18 protein-coding genes and 1 riboswitch are annotated in these 17,340 nt (G+C 68.6%); of the genes, 9 read left to right on the top strand and 9 right to left on the bottom strand.

Annotated features, from left to right (window positions below):
- Window positions 1-1,080, bottom strand: coding sequence for a CaiB/BaiF CoA transferase family protein (locus tag TS85_RS19450; RefSeq protein ID WP_044334408.1), 1,080 nt, complete (start codon window positions 1,078-1,080; stop codon window positions 1-3).
- Window positions 1,081-1,184: 104 nt separating this feature from the next.
- Between TS85_RS19450 and TS85_RS19445 the strand changes: the two genes are divergently transcribed.
- Entirely contained in the window at window positions 1,185-1,718 is a 534-nt protein-coding gene (locus TS85_RS19445) for an NADPH-dependent FMN reductase (protein ID WP_044334407.1), read from the top strand.
- 88 nt (window positions 1,719-1,806) lie between these two features.
- The gene (locus TS85_RS19440) at window positions 1,807-2,400 is read left to right on the top strand and encodes a response regulator transcription factor (protein WP_044334406.1); all 594 of its coding nucleotides are present in this window, start codon (window positions 1,807-1,809) and stop codon (window positions 2,398-2,400) included.
- Window positions 2,401-2,403: 3 nt separating this feature from the next.
- Here the strand turns inward: TS85_RS19440 and TS85_RS19435 are convergent, their stop codons facing one another.
- From TS85_RS19435 to argH, 5 genes are read right to left on the bottom strand one after another with little or no spacing between them, the layout of a single operon-like run.
- Window positions 2,404-3,357 (bottom strand): zinc transporter ZntB, encoded by a 954-nt coding sequence (locus TS85_RS19435; RefSeq protein WP_044334405.1) that lies wholly within the window; start codon window positions 3,355-3,357, stop codon window positions 2,404-2,406.
- Window positions 3,354-4,115, bottom strand: a complete 762-nt coding sequence (locus tag TS85_RS19430) for a precorrin-2 dehydrogenase/sirohydrochlorin ferrochelatase family protein (protein ID WP_044334404.1) — start codon at window positions 4,113-4,115, stop codon at window positions 3,354-3,356. Before TS85_RS19430 ends, TS85_RS19435 begins: the two co-directional genes overlap by 4 nt.
- Window positions 4,112-5,371, bottom strand: coding sequence for a diaminopimelate decarboxylase (lysA, locus tag TS85_RS19425; RefSeq protein WP_044334403.1), 1,260 nt, complete (start codon window positions 5,369-5,371; stop codon window positions 4,112-4,114). The genes TS85_RS19430 and lysA overlap by 4 nt, the downstream gene beginning before the upstream one ends.
- 12 nt (window positions 5,372-5,383) lie before the next feature.
- The gene (locus TS85_RS19420) at window positions 5,384-5,626 is read right to left on the bottom strand and encodes a hypothetical protein (protein ID WP_044334402.1); all 243 of its coding nucleotides are present in this window, start codon (window positions 5,624-5,626) and stop codon (window positions 5,384-5,386) included.
- The gene (gene argH / locus TS85_RS19415) at window positions 5,623-7,002 is read right to left on the bottom strand and encodes an argininosuccinate lyase (RefSeq protein ID WP_044334401.1); all 1,380 of its coding nucleotides are present in this window, start codon (window positions 7,000-7,002) and stop codon (window positions 5,623-5,625) included. Before argH ends, TS85_RS19420 begins: the two co-directional genes overlap by 4 nt.
- 16 nt (window positions 7,003-7,018) lie before the next feature.
- Here argH and TS85_RS19410 point away from each other — a divergent pair, with 16 nt between their 5' ends.
- Complete coding sequence (locus TS85_RS19410) at window positions 7,019-7,579, top strand: TlpA family protein disulfide reductase (protein ID WP_320407129.1); 561 nt, start codon at window positions 7,019-7,021, stop codon at window positions 7,577-7,579.
- 8 nt (window positions 7,580-7,587) lie between these two features.
- Here the strand turns inward: TS85_RS19410 and TS85_RS19405 are convergent, their stop codons facing one another.
- Genes TS85_RS19405 through TS85_RS19395 form a run of 3 tightly spaced genes read right to left on the bottom strand, consistent with a single transcriptional unit; the run spans window position 7,588 to window position 10,992 of the window.
- Complete coding sequence (locus TS85_RS19405) at window positions 7,588-8,517, bottom strand: cobalamin-binding protein (RefSeq protein WP_044334400.1); 930 nt, start codon at window positions 8,515-8,517, stop codon at window positions 7,588-7,590.
- Entirely contained in the window at window positions 8,514-9,059 is a 546-nt protein-coding gene (locus tag TS85_RS19400) for a hypothetical protein (RefSeq protein WP_052508028.1), read from the bottom strand. Before TS85_RS19400 ends, TS85_RS19405 begins: the two co-directional genes overlap by 4 nt.
- A gap of 13 nt (window positions 9,060-9,072) precedes the next feature.
- The gene (locus tag TS85_RS19395) at window positions 9,073-10,992 is read right to left on the bottom strand and encodes a TonB-dependent receptor plug domain-containing protein (protein ID WP_044334399.1); all 1,920 of its coding nucleotides are present in this window, start codon (window positions 10,990-10,992) and stop codon (window positions 9,073-9,075) included.
- Between the two features lie 172 nt (window positions 10,993-11,164).
- Window positions 11,165-11,365: riboswitch (cobalamin riboswitch) on the bottom strand.
- Window positions 11,366-11,555: 190 nt separating this feature from the next.
- Here TS85_RS19395 and rpmI point away from each other — a divergent pair.
- From rpmI to TS85_RS19365, 6 genes are all read left to right on the top strand, one after another.
- The gene (rpmI, locus tag TS85_RS19390) at window positions 11,556-11,759 is read left to right on the top strand and encodes a 50S ribosomal protein L35 (RefSeq protein ID WP_044334398.1); all 204 of its coding nucleotides are present in this window, start codon (window positions 11,556-11,558) and stop codon (window positions 11,757-11,759) included.
- 13 nt (window positions 11,760-11,772) lie between these two features.
- Window positions 11,773-12,138 (top strand): 50S ribosomal protein L20, encoded by a 366-nt coding sequence (rplT, locus tag TS85_RS19385; RefSeq protein WP_044334397.1) that lies wholly within the window; start codon window positions 11,773-11,775, stop codon window positions 12,136-12,138.
- Window positions 12,139-12,223: 85 nt separating this feature from the next.
- Window positions 12,224-12,844, top strand: coding sequence for a LysE family translocator (locus TS85_RS19380; RefSeq protein ID WP_044334396.1), 621 nt, complete (start codon window positions 12,224-12,226; stop codon window positions 12,842-12,844).
- Window positions 12,845-12,915: 71 nt separating this feature from the next.
- Window positions 12,916-14,016 carry a phenylalanine--tRNA ligase subunit alpha gene (gene pheS / locus TS85_RS19375; protein WP_044334395.1) on the top strand — a complete coding sequence of 367 codons (1,101 nt, stop codon included), beginning with the start codon at window positions 12,916-12,918 and terminating at the stop codon, window positions 14,014-14,016.
- On the top strand, window positions 14,013-16,436 hold the full coding sequence (gene pheT / locus TS85_RS19370) for a phenylalanine--tRNA ligase subunit beta (RefSeq protein WP_044334394.1): 2,424 nt from the start codon (window positions 14,013-14,015) through the stop codon (window positions 16,434-16,436). The genes pheS and pheT overlap by 4 nt, the downstream gene beginning before the upstream one ends.
- 154 nt (window positions 16,437-16,590) lie before the next feature.
- Window positions 16,591-17,334 (top strand): SDR family NAD(P)-dependent oxidoreductase, encoded by a 744-nt coding sequence (locus TS85_RS19365; protein ID WP_044334393.1) that lies wholly within the window; start codon window positions 16,591-16,593, stop codon window positions 17,332-17,334.
- Window positions 17,335-17,340 lie beyond the last annotated feature (6 nt).

Raw genomic sequence — 17,340 nt, 5'->3', positions numbered from 1 at the left:
CTAGCCCCAGCGGGCGAGCACGGCCTCGACGCTCGTCGTCTCGCCGGTGGGGACGCCGCCCGCCGCCGACGAAAAGCGCGGGGCGGGCATGGGCTGCATCCGTCCGGTGGGCGCTGCAAAGGTCTCGCGGGCGCGATTATGCGGATGGAGCGGGGCTTCGGCCAGCGAGAGCACGGGGGTCACGCACGCCTCGCCTTGCCCGAAATGCGCGGCCCATTCGTCGCGCCCGCGCGTGGCGAAGCCTTCGGAAAATGCCGTTGCCATGTCGTGCCACGCGGCGCGGTCATATTGCTCGAACCGGGCAGGGTCGATGCCGAGCCCGTTGCACAGCGCGGCATAAGCATGCGGCTCCAGCGCGCCCACCGCGACATGCCGCCCATCGGCACAGGCGTAGCAGCGATAAAAGGGCGCCCCGCCGTCAATCAGGTTCGCGCCGCGCGCATCGGCCCAGCGCCCCGCGCCGTGCAGCGCGTAATAGAGCGTCATCAGCGCCGCCGCGCCGTCGATCTGCGCCGCCTCGATCACCTGGCCGCGTCCCGTCGCCTGTGCCGCGAGGATGCCCGCGACCATCCCGAGCGCGAGGAACATCGCCCCGCCGGCATATTCGCCGATCAGGTTGAGCGGCGGCACCGGCGACGCCGGGGTCCCGATCGCGTGCAATGCCCCCGACAGCGCCAGATGGTTGATATCGTTGCCGGGGGTGCCCGCGAGCGGCCCGTCGCGTCCCCAGCCGCTGGTGCGGCCATAAACCAGTCGCGGGTTGGCGGCGAGGCAGCGCGCCGGGTCGAGCCCGAGCTGTTCGGCGACCCCGATGCGGAATCCCTCGACCACGCCATCGGCCTGCGCGACCAGCGCGAGCGCCTGTTCGCGGTCCGCGACGCTGGTCAGATCGAGCGTGACGTCGCTGCGCCCGCGATACAGGATCGGCGCCACCGCCCCCGAATCGGGGCCGTCGCGGCGAATGCGGATGACGTCGCAGCCCATGTCCGCAAGCAGCATGCAGGCGAGCGAGACCGGGCCGGGCGTATCGAACTCGACGATTCGCACCCCCGTCAGCGGCCCCCGTGTCGAATCCACCATCGCCTGTCCCCGCCTGTGTCCCGGCGCGACCATAGCTCGGCGGTGCATCCGGCGCCACGCGGGGATACTGGCGCGGGCATCCGCTTTGCGCTAGCGGCAGCGGCATGAGCGCACCGCATATCGTCGCCCTGGGCGGAACCCTTCGGCCCGACTCCTCGACCGGGCGGCTTTTGTCCGCCGCGCTGGATCTTGCGCGCGCGCGCGGCGCCAGCACCAGCCTGTTCACCGGGCCGGACATCGCCTTCCCGCATTACGAGCCCGGCCCGCACGAGGCGGTGCCGGCGATCGGGCGCTATCTCGACGCGCTGCGCACCGCCGATGCAGTGATCGTCGGCTCGCCGGGCTATCACGGCACGCTGTCGGGGATGGTCAAGAACGCGCTCGACTATGTCGAGGAGCTGCGGACCCACGATCGCGTCTATTTCGACGGGATGCCGGTCGGGCTGATCGCAACCGGCGCCGGGTGGCAGGGGGCGGTCTCGACGCTCCATGCGCTGCGCACCGTGACGCATGCGCTGCGCGGCTGGCCGACTCCGATGGGGCTCGCGATCAACACCGCCGAACCCGAAGCCGTGGCCCAGAGCGCGGCGCCAATGGCGATCATGGTCGACCAGATCTTCGGCTTTCTCGCGCGCTGAGCGCGTGCCGTGCCCCCGCGGAAGCGCTTAACGTTTTCGTGAGGGCTTTACCCTAGCGTGTTGATCCTAGAGCATATCGGGGTCGCACATGGAGCATGTATCCAGCCAGCAGCTGAGCGGGCCTCGCCGCCGCGCGACGCGATCGATCCTCGCGGTGGGCGATGATCGCCCGAGTCTGAACGCGCTGGCACAGCCGCTGGGGCAGCTCGGCTATATGGTGGTGCTCAGCGATTCGAGCGGCCAGGCGCTCGAACTGATCGCCGGGCGCGGGTTCGATCTGGTGCTGCTCGACAGGACCGGCGACGATCTGGGCGGGCTGCACATGGTGCAGGAAATCCGCGGCTCGCGCGACACTGCCGACCTGCCGCTGCTGTTCCTCACCGCGCGCGGCGAGCCCGACGCGATCGTCCAGGCATTGCGCGCGGGGGCCGATGATTGCGTGGCGAAACCCTGCGACTTCGCGGTGCTTGCGGCGCGGATCGAGCGGATTCTGGGCCGCGCCGCCCGAATCGACACGCTCAAGCGCAGCAACCTGGCGCTCGACGCGCGGATCGCCGCGCGGGCCATCGAACTGGGCGAGATGCGTGCCGACCTGGTCAGCGCCCGCGCCGACCGCGCCCGGCTGATCGCCTCGGTCCAGGGGCTCCATGATGAACTCGATCGGCTGCAGAGCCGGGGCTGAACCCTATCCGTCGAACCAGTGGCGGCGGATGAAATACGCACTGATCCCGCCCGAGAGCGCCACGGAGACTCCGACCACGCCCCAAAAGGCCCAGGGCTCGTGCGCATAGGGGATGCCGTCGACATTCATTCCCAACAGCCCGGTGAGGAAGGTCAGCGGGAGGAACACCATCGCGACGATCGCGATCATCAGCGATCGCTGGTCGATCTGCTCGGCGCGCAGGTCGGTGAGCGTCTCGTGCGTCAGCGCGGCGCGCTCGCGGATGCTTTCCAGCTCCTCCGCCATCCGGGCGGCGCGGTCGGCGGCGGCGCTGAGGTGCAGCCGGTCATCGTCGCGCAGCCAGTCGCCGGGCAGCGCGGCGAGCTTCTCCAGCGCCGCGCGCTGCGGGTTGAGGAAGCGGCGATAGCCAATCGCCTGGCTGCGCGTCTGGTTGACCCGGCGGCGCAGCGCGAAGGCCTTGTGCTCGGCAATCTGCTCCTCGCAATCGTCGAGCGTGTCGCCCAGCGTCGCGACCATCGGATCGAGTTCCTCGGTGATCTCCTGCGCAAAGGCGGCGATCAGGTCGCCGGGGTCGAGGATCTGCCCGCCCTCGACCAGCTCGCGCACCGGCGGCAGCGCAGTGAGCTGCTTGCGGGTGACCGAAAACACGCACTTGCCCACAGCATAGATGCGGATCGACGCCAGCGGGTCCGACGCTTCGAGCGGGTCCGACGACAGCCCGCGCAGGTTGATCACCGCGCCGGTCCCCACTGCATCGCAGCGCGGGCGCGTCTCGACGGCGGTCAGTGCCTCGATGACATAAGCCGACAGCTTCGCCTCGCCGCCCAGCCATAATTTGGCGCGCTCGTCATTGGTGGTGAGGTGGACCCAGGTCAGGTCGCCCGCGTCATGGACCGCCTGCTTGAGCGAGCGTGCCTCGGCCTTGCCGTCCTTCACGACATAGGCAAAGCCGCTCATCGCGCCATTTCCAGATCGACCGCAAGGCCGTCGCCGGGTGCGGCGGGTGGGGCGTCGCAGGCGATGCGCTCGGCATCGGCGCGGGCGCGGTCGAGAAGGGCGGCGGGCACGTCGCGGCGATGGAAGACCCGGTCGGCCTGCGCAAGCGCGCGTGCCTGGCGCAGCGTCAGATCGTCGGGATCGGGCGAGGCCAGCCGGAAACGCAAGAGCCCGCCCTCCTGCGGCGTGTCCTCCGCCGCCAGCCAGGTGTCGACGGCGTCCGCCGGAGCCTCGGTCAGCGGGTCGAGCGGCCCGGCGAAGGCGTTGGCGAGTGCGCGCCGCCGTTCGCCAGCCTCGGGCCAGCGCGCGCGGATCGCATCGCGCGCCGCCGCCAGCGCGCGGACGCGCGGGCCCAGGCTCGCGGGGAGCAGCGCCTCGAGCCGCTGGCGCAGCGCCGCCGCCATGCCTGCCGATGCCCCGCCGGTGCCGATCGCGACCAGAACGGGATCGCGATCGACGATGGCCGGCAGGGTGAAGTCGCATAGCGCAGGACGATCGACGGCATTGACCAGCACCCCGCGCGCGCGCAGCCGCGCCACGACGGGCTCCGGGTCGTCGAGCGCGACGATCGCCAGCGCGGCCTGCGCCGCTTCATCGACGATCACTGCGCCGGCACGTTCGAGCAGGCGCCGCTTGGCGTCCGCCGCCTCGCCCGTGCCGATCAGCATGACCGGCCGCCCCGCCAGCTTCACGAACAGCGGCAGGGCGTGGAGGCTCATTTCAGCCAGTCCGGGACCGTTTCGGCGCCCATGATCGTCGCGGCGGAGATGCGGTTGGCGACGATTTCGAACCGGTCGCCGGAGACCAGCACCTCGGGGACCAGCGGGCGGCTGTTGTAGGTGCTCGCCATCGTCGCGCCATAGGCCCCCGCCGAGCGGAAGATGGCGAGATCGCCCCCGGCCACCACGTCGATCTCGCGCCCCTTGGCGAACACGTCGCTGCTTTCGCACACCGGCCCGGCGACATTGGCGATCATCTTCGCGCCGGTCGGGCGTACCGCCTCGAAATCATGATAGGCGTCGTACAGCGCGACCCGCGCCAGATCGTTCATCGCTGCATCGACGATGACATAGGGATGCACCACCCCCGGCTTGACCCATAGCACCTGGGTCAGCAGCACGCCGGCATTGGCGGAGATCACCCGGCCCGGCTCAAACATCAGCTCGACGTCCCAGTCGCGCGTCACCCGCGCCACCATCGCGCCGAATTCGGCAGGCGACGGCGGGTTGTCGCTGGCGCGATAGGGCACGCCCAGCCCGCCGCCCAGATCGACATGGGTGATGCTATGCCCCGCCGCGCGGAGTTCCGCGATCAGGTCGCCGAGGCGCGAGAACGCCTTTTCGAGCGGGTCCAGGCTGCTGAGCTGGCTACCGATATGCACCGCGATCCCACGCAGATCGAGCCCGGGCAGCGGCGCGAGCCGGTCGAAGATCGCGCGCGCCTCGCTGATCGGAAGGCCAAACTTGTTTTCGGCCTTGCCCGTCGAAATCTTCTCGTGCGTGCCCGCGTCGACATCGGGGTTTACGCGCAGCGTGGCGGGTGCCCGGATGCCGCGTGCGGCGGCGAGCTGCGCCAGCACGACGCCCTCTTCCTCCAGCTCGAGGTTGAACTGGCCGATCCCGACATCGAGCCCCTGCGCCAGCTCGGCGCGGGTCTTGCCGACCCCGGAGAACACGATGTCTTTCGCGGCCATGCCCCCGGCCAGCGCGCGTTCCAGCTCGCCGCCCGACACCACATCGGCGCCAAAGCCTTCATTGGCGAGCAGCCGCAGCACCGCCAGATTGGGATTGGCTTTTACCGCGAATGCCAGATGCGTACGCGGCACGTCCTTCAGCCCGTCGCGGAACACGCGGGCGTGGCGCTGGAAGGTCGCCGTTGAATAGACATAGACGGGGGTGCCCACCGCCTCGGCAATGCGGGCGAGCGGGACATTCTCGACATGCAGTTCGCCGTCGATCAGGGAAAAATGGTCCATGGGATTCCGAATTCAGTTGGGCGGGAGATCGAACTTGTCGGTGCGCCGTTTCTCCGAACTCTGGATCAGGTCGTCGCTACGCGCCGGGCGGGTCTGGTCGGGCGGGCCGAGCAGGTCGTCGGCAGTCGGGGTCGCGGTCGCGCCATAGGGGGCGGGGGGCATCGCCTGGCCGGTGGGTGGCGCCAATGCCTCGCGCGCGCCACAACCGCCCAGCACCAGCGCGGCCAGCAGCATCGGGGGCAGCAATCGCTTCATCGCACGTCCTCCTCGCGTCCCCGGCGTGCCGCGGCAATCGCCTCGCGCACCCGCACCGGGGCGGTGCCGCCGAAGCTGGTGCGGCTGGATACCGACGCCTCGACGCTGAGCACGCCGTATACGCGATCGTCGATCCTGTCGTCGATTTCCTTGAGTTGGGTGATCGATAACTGATCGAGCCGGATACCCGCCGCCTCCGCCGCCGCGACGGCGCGCCCGGTGATGTGGTGCGCCTCGCGAAACGGGATGCCGCCTTCGCGCACCAGCCAGTCGGCCAGGTCGGTGGCGGTGGAGAACCCCGCCTCGGCGGCGCTGCGCATCCGATCGGTGCGAAAGGTCGCGCTTTCGACCATCCCGGTCATCGCCGCGATCGACAGGCCGAGCAGGTCGTGCGCCTCGAACACCGGCGGCTTGTCGTCCTGCATGTCCTTCGAATAGGCGAGGGGGAGGCCCTTCATCGTGATCATCAGGCTGACCAGGCTGCCGACGATGCGCCCCGAATGGCCGCGCACCAGCTCTGCCGCATCGGGATTGCGCTTCTGCGGCATGATCGAGCTGCCGGTCGACCATTGATCGCTCAAGGAGACGAAGCCGAAGGGCTGGCTGGCCCAGATCACGAATTCCTCGGCCAGCCGGCTCAGGTGGAGCGCGGTCTGTGCCGCCGCGGTCAGATATTCGATCGCAAAGTCGCGGTCGGACACCGAATCGAGCGAATTGCGCGTCGGCCCGTCAAAGCCGAGCGCGGCGGCGGTCATCCCGCGATCGAGGTCAAACCCCGTGCCCGCCAGCGCAGCCGAGCCCAGCGGGCACAGGTTCATGCGCGCGCGCGCATCGGTCAGCCGCGAGCGATCGCGCGCGACCATCTCGACATAGGCCATCAGATGATGCCCCAGCGTCACCGGCTGCGCGACCTGGAGGTGGGTGAAGCCGGGCATCACGCTGTCGGCATGCTCCTCGGCGCGCGAGAGCAGCGCGTCCTGGAGCGCGCCCAGCGCGGCCTCGGCCTGGTCGATCGCGTCGCGCACCCACAGGCGGAAATCGGTCGCCACCTGGTCGTTGCGCGAGCGCGCGGTGTGGAGGCGCCCCGCGACCGGCCCGATCCGGTCGGAAAGCCGCGCCTCGGTGAGCATGTGGATGTCCTCGAGCGCAAGGTCGTCGGGGACGCCCGCTGCCTCGAACTCGGCGGCGACCTGCTCCAGCCCGGCTGCGATCGCGGCGGCATCCTCGGGCGCGACGATGCCCTGCTGCCCGAGCATCGCGACATGCGCGCGGCTGCCGCGAATATCCTGCTGCCACATCCGCTTGTCGAAGGGGATCGAGGCGTTTATCTCCCGCATCACCGCAGAGGGTCCTTCGGCGAAACGCCCCCCCCACATTGCATTGGAGCTGTCCTTGCGCTCAGAAATCGCGCTTCTCCTGCTGTCCGCGACCGTAATTTCCGGGTGCGATAGGCAATCCCAGGCTCCGCAGCAAGCGAACGAGAGCGTTGCCAACGCAACCGCCCCCGCGCCCGGCCCCAATATCGATCGCAGCCACAAGGGCGAGGCGGCACCCACCACGCCGTTCCTCGATCCCAAGGGCGCCAAGGTGACGCTCGCCAGCTTCCGGGGAAAGCCGGTGCTGCTCAACCTCTGGGCGACCTGGTGCGCGCCGTGCGTCAAGGAAATGCCGACGCTCGACGCGCTCGCGGTGGCGCGCGGCGATGCACTGAAGGTGCTGGTGGTCAGCCAGGATATCGAGGGCGCCGCAAAGGTCACGCCCTTCTTCGCGCAGGCGAAGTTCAAGGCGCTGGAGCCCTATCTCGATCCCGAAACGGGGTTCAGCCTGGGGTTGGGGCTCAACCTGCCGACGACGATCCTTTTCGACGCTGCGGGCCGCGAAGTGTGGCGCGTCACCGGCGGGATGGAATGGGACGGGCCGCAAGCGGCGGCGCTGATCGCCGAGGCGGGGTAAGCCCCCCGCTACTCGGTCACCCGCATCCAGCCCTCGCCCGAATCGGCGCCACCCTGTGCCCAGACGTCGAAAATCTCGGCCAGGATCGCCGCCGATTCGACCAGTCGCGGGCCGGGGCGGTTGAAGAAATGATGGCCGTCGGCGAGGAACACATGGCCCTTCCTGACCGCGGACAGCCCGTTCCAGCGCGGATCGCCGATCACCGACTGGATATCCGCCAGGCTCTGCGGAATCTGATAGCCGCACGGCATCATCACGATGACATCGGGATCGGTCGCGACCAGCGCGCCCCAGTCTAACCACGGCGAATGTTCGCCGGGTGCTACGAACAGCGGGTCGCCGCCGGCGCAGGCGATCAGTTCGGGCACCCAGTTTCCCGCCGCCATCAAAGGGTCGAACCACTCGATCGCCGCCACGCGCGGTACCGCGCCCCGGCGGCGCGACTCGGTGCGAATCTGCGCCAGCCGCGCCTGGAGCCCGGCGATCACCTTTTCTCCCTCGGCGACGCGGCCGACGGCCTTGGCGACATGGCGGAAATCGTCCCACACATCGCCCAGCGTATCGGGCGCGAGCGAGATCAGCGCGGGTGCGGTGCCCGCCCAATCACATAGCGATTCCTCGAGGTCCGCAGGCGTCACTGCGCAGATCGCGCATTGCGTCTGGGTCAGGATCACGTCGGGCTTCAGGCTGCGCAGCAGCTCGGCATGGACTTCATAGACCGACAGCCCCTGGCGCACGATCTCCTGCACCCGCCGGTCGATCTCGACCGAGCGGAGCCCCTTTTCCAGCTTGGTCGCGGTGCAGACCGGCAGGTCCGCGACGAACCGGGGGAAGTCGCATTCATGCGACCGCCCCACCAGCGAATCGCCCAGCCCCAGCGCCACCGCGACTTCGGTGGCGCTGGGGAGCAGCGATACGATGCGGAGCGCTTCGGTCATCGCGCGCCCATGCCGAGCGCGGGCACCAGCCCCGGCGCCGCGCGGTGGAGCAGCGCGCGCGCGGCGAGCAGCCCCGCGAGCCACAGCCCTTCGTTCAGCGCGAGCTGACCGACGATCGCGGGGGTGAAGGTCCCCAGCCCGCCCGCCAGATGCGCATAGCCATAGAGCAGCAGCTCGAACCCGCCGAACCCGGCGAGCGCGGCCAGCACCAGCCGGGCGTCCCACACGCCGCGGCGCAGGATCGCGATGGCAATCCCCAGCGCCGCCATGCTCGCGGCGCCCAGCGCCAGGCCCCAGCCCAGCGCATAGTCGGTCATCGGATAGCCCATCAGCGCGAATCCGAGCAGCTGGTTCGCCGCCCAGGCGACCGCGACGGTCGCCACTGCCTGTGGCGCGCGCAGCGTCGCCGCCGCCATCACCGCCACCGCGACGAAGGGCATCATGCACGCGGTCACCACGCTCCCCGCCACTGCGGCGACCGCAATCGCAGCCGACCATCCCCATTGCAGCGCGCCCTCGCGCTGTACGTTTCGATCGTTCATTGCGCCCTCCCGATCAGAAGCTTGCACGGACGCCGGCATAGGCCGCCGTGCCGGGATTGGTGAAGCTGAACACCTGTTCGTACTTGGCGTCGAAGGCGTTCTCGACCCGCGCGAACAGCCCGACGCCGCTGCCCAGGTCCCAATCGCCCGCGATCTGGCCCAAAGTGTACGAATTCAGCCGCACGGTGACCGGCACGAAGCTGGGGTCGGTATAGGCAAAGTCGGTCTGCTGCCCGGTATGGCGCACGGTGAAGGTCAGCCCGCCGCGATTGCCCGGCGCGCGCCATGCCAGCGACGCGCTGCCGATGTCGTCCGGACGCCGCACTTCGCGCACGCCGTTCTCGCGTGCCTTGAGGTGGGTATAGGCCAGGTCGACACGCCAGGCATCGCCGATCCGCGCGCGCAGGAAGGTCTCGACGCCGTGCTGGCGCGAGTCGGTCGCGCGGTTGCCGGGCGTGGCGACATAGGTCGGGGCGGGATAGGTGGTGTAGATCTCGTTCTTGAGCACGCTCTGGAAATAAGTCGCGCCGATCGTGACCTGTTCGCCGAGCAGGCTCTGTTCGGCGCCGGCCTCCCAGCCCTCGGACCGTTCGGGCTTGAGGTTCGGATTGCCGATATATTTGCCGTCGACATAGCCGAACAGCTCGGTCGCGCCGGGATTCTTGACGCCCGACCCCGCCGCCGCGCGCAGCCGCAGCCCGAAGTCGAAGCCATAGCTGCCCTGGACGCGATAGGTGGTGGTATCCGCGAACCGGCTGTTGCTGTCGCGCCGCACCGACCCGCCGAGCGAAAGCGCGCCCGCGCTCAGCCCGTACTGGCCGACAAAGCCGAGATTGTCGGTGCGCCGCCAGCCATTAAAGCCATAGCCGCTCGGGTCGGCGTTGCGGAAACGCTCGCGCTCGGCATCGAACGCGAGGGTCAGGCTGTGCTGAAGCGCGCCCGTCGTCGCGCGTAGCGTCGTCTCATAGGAGCCCTTGAGCCGGGTGCCGCGATTGCCATAGCTGGCTTCGTCCGCGTCGAAGCCGTCGCGCTTGGTATCGGCGACCTGTGCGCTCACCGCCTGGGTCCAGCGCCCGTCGAGCAGGGCAAGCTCACCGCGCACCAGCGCATAGAGCCCGCGATTGCGGACATAATTGCCGGGCGAATCGACCGCATAGCCGAAGGTCGGGCTGGTCGAATCGAAATCCTGGTCGTTATAATCGCTGACGGTGCGGGCATAGCGGCCCACGCCGGTCAGTCGGAATGTGGCGCTGGGCGACCAGCCGAGCTTGGCCGACAGCGCATTGCTCGTGTGGCCGAGGTTGCGGGTGCCGTCACGCGTGCCGGGGGCACCATCGGTTTCGACGCGGGTTGCCGACAGCGCATAGTCGAACGCACCTTTGGTGCCCGCCGCGCGGGCTGCTGCGTTGAACGTGCCAAACGATCCGCCCTCGGCACGGACGCGGAAGCCCGGTGCCTCGCGCCCGTCGAGCGTGATATACTGCACCACGCCGCCGATCGCGTCCGATCCGTACAGCGCGCTCTGCTGGCCGCGCAGCACTTCGACGCGGGCGGCCGAATCGGCGGCGAGGCTGCCAAAGTCGAACTCGCCCGAATAGGGATCGGAGACTTCGATGCCATCGATCAGCACCAGCACTTGATTTGCCTCGGTCCCGCGGATGCGGATCTGGGTCTGGCCGCCGACGCCGCTGACCGCGACGCCGGGGACGTCGCGGAGCACATCGGCGATCTCGCGCACCTGGCGCTGGTCGAGCGTCTTCTCGTCGATCACCGTCACCGATCCGCCGAACCGGTCGACGGCGATCGGCTGCGCGCTGCGCGTGCCGGTGACGATCAGCGCTTCGCTGTCGGTGTCCGGGTCGGCGCTCTGGGCGGCGGCGGCATAGGGGAGGAGGCACGCGGCGAGCGCGGCTGTGGAAACAAGGGTCTTCATGTCGAAACGGTCCTGCGTACCCGAGCGAACCAGGCCGGGACCTCCGCGCACGCGGCCGGGCATGCCGGCGGCGGGGCACAAAACGCGCCCGCCGGCATCCACCGGAGCGGCCCCGAGCCGCTGCTGTCGCTCAGACAGAAACCTTCCGCGCCTGGCCAATCCCTGAGCCCGGCAAGAGCGACATGCGTCGGTCGGTCTCCTGGCTCACGGGTCACCGCCCGGCATGCGCCTTCCCGGGATCACTCCCAGTGGCTGCGGCTCCGATAGGGCCGCCAGCACGCCGAACTCGCCGCTTACAGTTACAGGGATAGCCGCAGAATAAGGCCGCGAGGGCCCGCACTGCATTCCCGTTACCGGCGCAAGTTTTCGGGCAGCCGCTGTTGCCGCCGCCCATCGGCTCCAATACTCGCCTCGTCGCATATCGCAAGTGCGAAGCGGTTCGGCGCGCGGGTTGCAAAGCCCGAACCCTTGGGCTATGCGCCCGCCTTTCCGCGATCGAGGGACCGTCCGGCCATTAGGGCTGCCGTGGCTGTTCGCAATCGTCGAACCATAAGGAGACGAAAATGCCCAAGCTCAAGACGAAGAGCGGCGTGAAGAAGCGCTTCAAGTTCACCGCCACTGGCAAGGTGAAGCATGGAGTCGCCGGCAAGCGCCACCGACTGATTTCGCACAACGCGAAGTATATCCGCCAGAATCGCGGCACGTCTGTGCTCGCCGATGCCGATGTTGCCCATGTGCGCCAGTGGGCGCCCTACGGCCTGAAGTAAGGAGGGCCGCTAGATGGCACGAGTAAAGCGTGGCACGACCACCAAGGCGAAGCATAAGCGGATTTTGGATCAGGCGAAGGGCTATTATGGCCGTCGCAAGAACACGATCCGCATCGCGCGCCAGGCCGTAGAAAAGGCCGGCCAGTACGCCTATCGCGACCGTAAGGTTAAGAAGCGCACGTTCCGCGGCCTGTGGATCCAGCGTATCAACGCCGGCGTCCGCGCCGAGGGCCTGACCTATTCGCAGTTCATGCACGGGCTCAAGCTGGCGGGCATTCAGCTCGACCGGAAGGTCCTGGCCGACATTGCGATGCACGAAGGCGCGGCGTTTAGCGCGATCATCGCGCAGGCGAAGGCGGCACTGCCCCAGGCCGCCTGAGGCGACCTGTACGCGACCAGACAAGGGGCGTCGGTGGTATCCACCGGCGCCCTTTTTCGTTTCAGCCTCCGGGGGGAGACATAGAATGGCGATGAAGACCTGGTGGCTATACGTCACCGCCGTGTTCTTTGTATCGATGACGCCGGGACCGAACATGCTCCACGTGATGGTGCAGAGCATCCGCGAAGGCGCAGGCCGTGTGTTGCCGACCACGGCCGGACTGATGAGCGCGAACCTGTTCTGCCTCGTCGCCTCCGCCGCAGGGCTGGGCGCGCTGCTCAAGGCGTCGCCGGGGCTGTACGACATATTGCGCTATGTGGGCGTCGCCTATCTGGTGTGGCTGGGCATCAAGGCGTGGCGCGCGCCGGTCGAAGCGGCGGAGTCAGCGACGGCGAGGGTGCGTCAGTCGGTTCGGGCGCGATACCTGACGGGGCTCGGCACGGGGCTGTCCAACCCCAAGCTGATCATCTTCGCCGCCGCGCTGTTCCCCCAGTTCCTCGACGTAGCGCGCCCCTTCGCGCCGCAGGTCGGCATCCTGATCGTGACGTTCGCCGCGATCGAGGCATTCTGGTTCTCGGTCTATGCGCTTGGTGGGCGCTCGCTCGCGCGCTTCCTGGCGCCCGCCGGTCGCCAGCGGCTGTTCAACCGCATTACCGGCGGCGTGTTCGTCGCCTTTGGCGCGGCGTTGCTCAGCAGCCGGGTGTAATCGCCGCGCCAGACCTTGACCCGCGGCCCCGACTGGGGTTCGGACCTCCTCGCATAGCAAGACGGAACGCCATGACCACCGATCTCGACCAATTGCGCGGCGACCTAATCGCCGCGATCGACGCCGCAGCGGGGCTCGACGCCCTCGAAGCGGTGCGCGTTCATGCGCTCGGCAAGCAGGGCGCGGTCACCGCGCTGCTCAAGACGCTGGGGGGGATGAGCCCTGACGAGCGCCAGGCACAGGGGCCGCGCATCCATGCGCTGCGCGAAGCGGTGACCGCGGCGCTGGCGACGCGCAAGGCGGCGCTGGAGGCGGCGGCGCTCGACGCGCGGCTGGCGAGCGAGACCGTCGACATGACGCTGCCGGTCGATGGCGTCGCCCCGGGCAGCATCCATCCGGTGAGCCAGGTGATGGACGAGCTGGCGGAAATCTTCGCCGATCTGGGCTTCGCAGTGGCGACCGGGCCGGAGATTGAGGACGACTGGCATAATTTCACGGCGCTCAACATCCCCGAGACGCATCCGGCTCGGGCGATGCACGACACTTTCTATTTCCCCGAAGCCGAGGGTGCCGAGCAGCGGATGCTGCTGCGCACGCACACCAGCCCGGTGCAGATCCGCACCATGGTGACGCAGAAGCCGCCGATCCGCATCATCGCGCCGGGCCGCGTCTATCGTTCGGATTCGGATGCCACCCACACCCCGATGTTCCACCAGATCGAAGGGCTGGTGATCGACAAGGGTATCACGCTCGGCCATCTCAAATGGACGCTGGAGACGTTCCTCAAGGCGTTTTTCGAGCGCGACGACATCGTCCTGCGGCTGCGCCCCAGCTATTTCCCGTTCACCGAGCCGGGTGCCGAAGTCGATGTCGGCTACACGCTGAAGGACGGCAAGCGCGTGATCGGCGGCGATCCGCGCCAGTCCGAAAACGGCGGCTGGATGGAAGTGCTGGGCAGCGGCATGGTCCACCGGCGCGTGATCGAGGCGTGCGGGCTCGACCCGAACGAATGGCAGGGCTTTGCCTTTGGCACCGGCGTCGATCGGCTGGCGATGCTCAAATATGGGATGGATGACTTGCGGGCGTTCTTCGACGGCGATCTGCGCTGGCTCAAACATTATGGCTTCTCGGCGCTCGACGTGCCCACGCTGAGCGGGGGAGTCGGCGCATGAAGTTCACATTGGGCTGGCTCAAGGAGCATCTGGAGACCGATGCGGACCTGGACACCGTGGTCGAGGCGCTGACGCGCATCGGGCTGGAGGTAGAGGGCGTCGAGAATCCGGGCGAGAAGCTGGCGGGCTTCAAGGTCGCGCGCGTGCTGACTGCCGAACGGCATCCGCAGGCGGACAAGTTGCAGGTGCTGTCGGTCGATACCGGGGACGGCGTGCTCCAGGTCGTGTGCGGTGCGCCCAATGCCCGCGCGGGGCTGGTCGGCGTGCTCGGGCTGCCGGGGGCGGTGGTCCCCGCCAACGGGATGCAGCTCAAGGTCTCGGCGATTCGCGGGGTCGAATCGAACGGCATGATGTGCTCGACGCGCGAGCTGGAGCTGGGCGAGGACCATGACGGGATCATCGAGCTTCCCGCCGATGCGCCCATTGGTACGCCCTTTCCCGACTATGCCGGGCTGAACGATCCGGTGATCGACGTGTCGATCACGCCCAATCGCCAGGACTGCATGGGCGTGCGCGGCATCGCGCGCGATCTCGCGGCGGCGGGGCTGGGGACGCTGAAGCCGCTCGACGCGGTGGTGGCGGGCCTGCCGGATATCGTGCCGCAGGGCGCGGGGCCGGACGTGCGCACCGACGATGCGGCAGCCTGCCCGGCCTTTTACGGGCAGATCGTGCGCGGGGTGCAGAACGGCCCCTCGCCCGACTGGCTGCAGGCGCGGCTGAAGGCCGTGGGGCAGAAGCCGATCTCGGCTTTGGTCGACATCACCAATTTCGTGATGTTCGGGCTGGGGCGACCGCTCCACGTCTATGACCTGGCGACGCTGACCGGCGGGCTGGTCGCGCGCCCGGCAAAGGCGGGCGAGAGCGTCGTCGCGCTCAACGGCAAGACCTATACGCTGAGCGAAGGCATGACCGTGATCGCCGACGACTTGGCGGTCCACGACATTGGCGGGATCATGGGCGGCGAGCATTCGGGCTGTTCGGAGACGACGACCGACGTGCTGATCGAATGCGCCTATTTCGATCCCGAGCACATCGCCCGGACCGGCCAGAAGCTGTTGCTGACCAGCGATGCGCGCACCCGCTTTGAGCGCGGGGTCGACCCCGAATTCCTCAACGACGGGCTGGCGATCGCGACTCGGCTGGTGCTGGCGCTGTGCGGCGGCACCCCGAGCGAGGTCACCCGCAGCGGGAAGCCGCCGCGCGTGGGGGCGACCTTCGGCTATGATCCGGCGCTGGCCGAGACGCTGGGCGGGCTGGCGATCCCGGCGGCGCGGCAGAAGGACATCCTCGAAAGCCTGGGCTTCACCGTCGAGCCGCTCGACGCCAATGGCGACCCCACCGACATCGCCACGTTCGACGCGCTGCGCGTCACTGCGCCGAGCTGGCGCCGCGATGTCGACGGCTCCGCCGACCTGGTCGAGGAAGTCGTCCGCATCGAGGGGATCGACAAGGTCCCCTCGACGCCGCTGTCGCGCATCCACGGCGTGGCGCGCCCGACCGCGACGCCCGAACAGAAGCTGGAGCGCAAGGCACGCCGCACCGCCGCCGCGCGCGGTCTCAACGAAGCGGTGACGTGGAGCTTCCTCTCCGAAAGCGAAGCCGCGCCGTTCGGTGGCGGGGCATGGACCCTCGCCAATCCGATCAGCGAGGACATGAAGGTCATGCGCCCCTCGCTGCTGCCGGGGCTGCTCGCCGCCGCAGAGCGCAACCTCAAGCGCGGTCAGGGCAGCGTGCGGCTGTTCGAGCTGGGCCGCCGCTATCTCGCGGACAAGGAGCGGCTGACGCTGGGCGTGGTGCTGGCGGGGGCAAAGGCGCCGCGTGGCTGGCAGAGTGGCAAGGCACAGCCCTTCGGCCCGTTCGATGCGAAGGCCGAGGCACTGGCGCTGCTGGAAGCGGTCGGTGCGCCGGTTGCGAATTTGCAAGTGATGGGGGAAGCGGGGGCGGTGTACCACCCCGGCCAGTCGGCGACGCTCAGGCTGGGGCCGAAGACCGTGCTGGCGGCGTTTGGGATGGTGCATCCGAGCGTGCTCAAGGCATTCGACCTTGATGGCGATGTCGCGGCGGTGGAGATTTACCTCGACGCGCTGCCGGGGAAGCGCGGCGGAACCGGGTTTATGCGCCCCGCCTACACCCCGCCCGCGCTTCAGCCGGTGACGCGCGACTTCGCGTTCCTGGTGCCCGCCGATATGGTCGCGGGCGATCTGGTCCGCACGGTGAAGGGTGCGGACAAGGCGGCGATCGTCGACGCGCGGCTGTTCGACCTGTTCACCGGCGCCGGCGTTCCCGAGGGGCAGAAGTCGCTCGGCATCGAAGTGACGCTCCAGCCCGGCGAGAAGAGCTTCACCGATGAGGAGCTCAAGGGCATCGCGGCAAAGGTCGTCGCGGCGGCGGGCAAGCTGGGGGCGGTGTTGCGCGGTTGAGCCGCCTTATTCTCACGCCGTCATGCTGAACTTGTTTCAGCATCCATCGTGCAGCAAGCACTGCATTCGCCTGTGGCGCGTTGGACCCTGAAACGAGTTCAGGGTGACGGACAAAATGAACGATTCACGCTGTCGCGATCCAGGAGCAAGGCACATGGCAACGGCACTCATCACCGGCGCGACCGCCGGCATCGGCGAAGCGGCGGCGCGGGCGTTTATCGACGCTGGCTGGCACGTCATCGGCACCGGACGCCGCGCCGACCGGCTCGACGCGCTGGCCGCCGAACTGGGCGAGCGATTCCTGCCGCTGGTATTCGACGTGCGGGATGAGGCCGCGCGGGACGCCGCGCTCGACGCGCTGCCCGCGCCGTTTTCGGCCATCGACCTGCTGATCAACAATGCCGGGCTGGCATTGGGGCTGGAGCCCGCGCAACAGGCATCGCTTTCCAACTGGAAGACGATGATCGACACCAACATCACCGCTCTGGTCTCGATCACCCACAAATTGTTGCCCGGTTTGATCGAGCGCAAGGGCGCGATCATCAATCTGTCGTCTGTTGCGGCGACCTACCCCTATCCGGGCGGCAACACCTATGGCGCGACCAAGTCGTTCGTCCACCAGTTCAGCCTCAACCTGCGGTCGGACCTGATCGGGACGGGGGTGCGCGTGACGTCGATCGAGCCTGGCATGGTCGAAACCGAATTCACGCTGGTCCGCAGCGGCAGCCAGGACGTGTCGGACAAGGTCTATGCCGGGGTCAACCCGATGACCGGCGAGGATATTGCCGAGACGATGCTGTGGGTCGCGACACTGCCGCCGCACCTCAACATCAACAAACTGGAACTCATGCCAGTCAATCAGGCATGGTCGCCGTTCCTCGTGCACCGCGAGGGCTGAACGAAC

It is taken from the genome of Sphingomonas hengshuiensis, assembly GCF_000935025.1.
Taxonomy (GTDB): Bacteria; Pseudomonadota; Alphaproteobacteria; order Sphingomonadales; family Sphingomonadaceae; genus Sphingomonas; species Sphingomonas hengshuiensis.
This window is presented reverse-complemented; position numbering and strand designations above follow the sequence as displayed.

Excerpts from the sequence above, each read along its gene's own strand:
- TS85_RS19450 (WP_044334408.1), bottom strand. The coding sequence starts at position 1,080 with ATGGTGGATTCGACACGGGGGCCGCTGACGGGGGTGCGAATCGTCGAG.
- TS85_RS19445 (WP_044334407.1), top strand. The coding sequence starts at position 1,185 with ATGAGCGCACCGCATATCGTCGCCCTGGGCGGAACCCTTCGGCCCGAC.
- TS85_RS19440 (WP_044334406.1), top strand. The coding sequence starts at position 1,807 with ATGGAGCATGTATCCAGCCAGCAGCTGAGCGGGCCTCGCCGCCGCGCG.
- TS85_RS19435 (WP_044334405.1), bottom strand. The coding sequence starts at position 3,357 with ATGAGCGGCTTTGCCTATGTCGTGAAGGACGGCAAGGCCGAGGCACGC.
- TS85_RS19430 (WP_044334404.1), bottom strand. The coding sequence starts at position 4,115 with ATGAGCCTCCACGCCCTGCCGCTGTTCGTGAAGCTGGCGGGGCGGCCG.
- lysA (WP_044334403.1), bottom strand. The coding sequence starts at position 5,371 with ATGGACCATTTTTCCCTGATCGACGGCGAACTGCATGTCGAGAATGTC.
- TS85_RS19420 (WP_044334402.1), bottom strand. The coding sequence starts at position 5,626 with ATGAAGCGATTGCTGCCCCCGATGCTGCTGGCCGCGCTGGTGCTGGGC.
- argH (WP_044334401.1), bottom strand. The coding sequence starts at position 7,002 with ATGTGGGGGGGGCGTTTCGCCGAAGGACCCTCTGCGGTGATGCGGGAG.
- TS85_RS19405 (WP_044334400.1), bottom strand. The coding sequence starts at position 8,517 with ATGACCGAAGCGCTCCGCATCGTATCGCTGCTCCCCAGCGCCACCGAA.
- TS85_RS19400 (WP_052508028.1), bottom strand. The coding sequence starts at position 9,059 with ATGAACGATCGAAACGTACAGCGCGAGGGCGCGCTGCAATGGGGATGG.
- TS85_RS19395 (WP_044334399.1), bottom strand. The coding sequence starts at position 10,992 with ATGAAGACCCTTGTTTCCACAGCCGCGCTCGCCGCGTGCCTCCTCCCC.
- rpmI (WP_044334398.1), top strand. The coding sequence starts at position 11,556 with ATGCCCAAGCTCAAGACGAAGAGCGGCGTGAAGAAGCGCTTCAAGTTC.
- rplT (WP_044334397.1), top strand. The coding sequence starts at position 11,773 with ATGGCACGAGTAAAGCGTGGCACGACCACCAAGGCGAAGCATAAGCGG.
- TS85_RS19380 (WP_044334396.1), top strand. The coding sequence starts at position 12,224 with ATGGCGATGAAGACCTGGTGGCTATACGTCACCGCCGTGTTCTTTGTA.
- pheS (WP_044334395.1), top strand. The coding sequence starts at position 12,916 with ATGACCACCGATCTCGACCAATTGCGCGGCGACCTAATCGCCGCGATC.
- pheT (WP_044334394.1), top strand. The coding sequence starts at position 14,013 with ATGAAGTTCACATTGGGCTGGCTCAAGGAGCATCTGGAGACCGATGCG.
- TS85_RS19365 (WP_044334393.1), top strand. The coding sequence starts at position 16,591 with ATGGCAACGGCACTCATCACCGGCGCGACCGCCGGCATCGGCGAAGCG.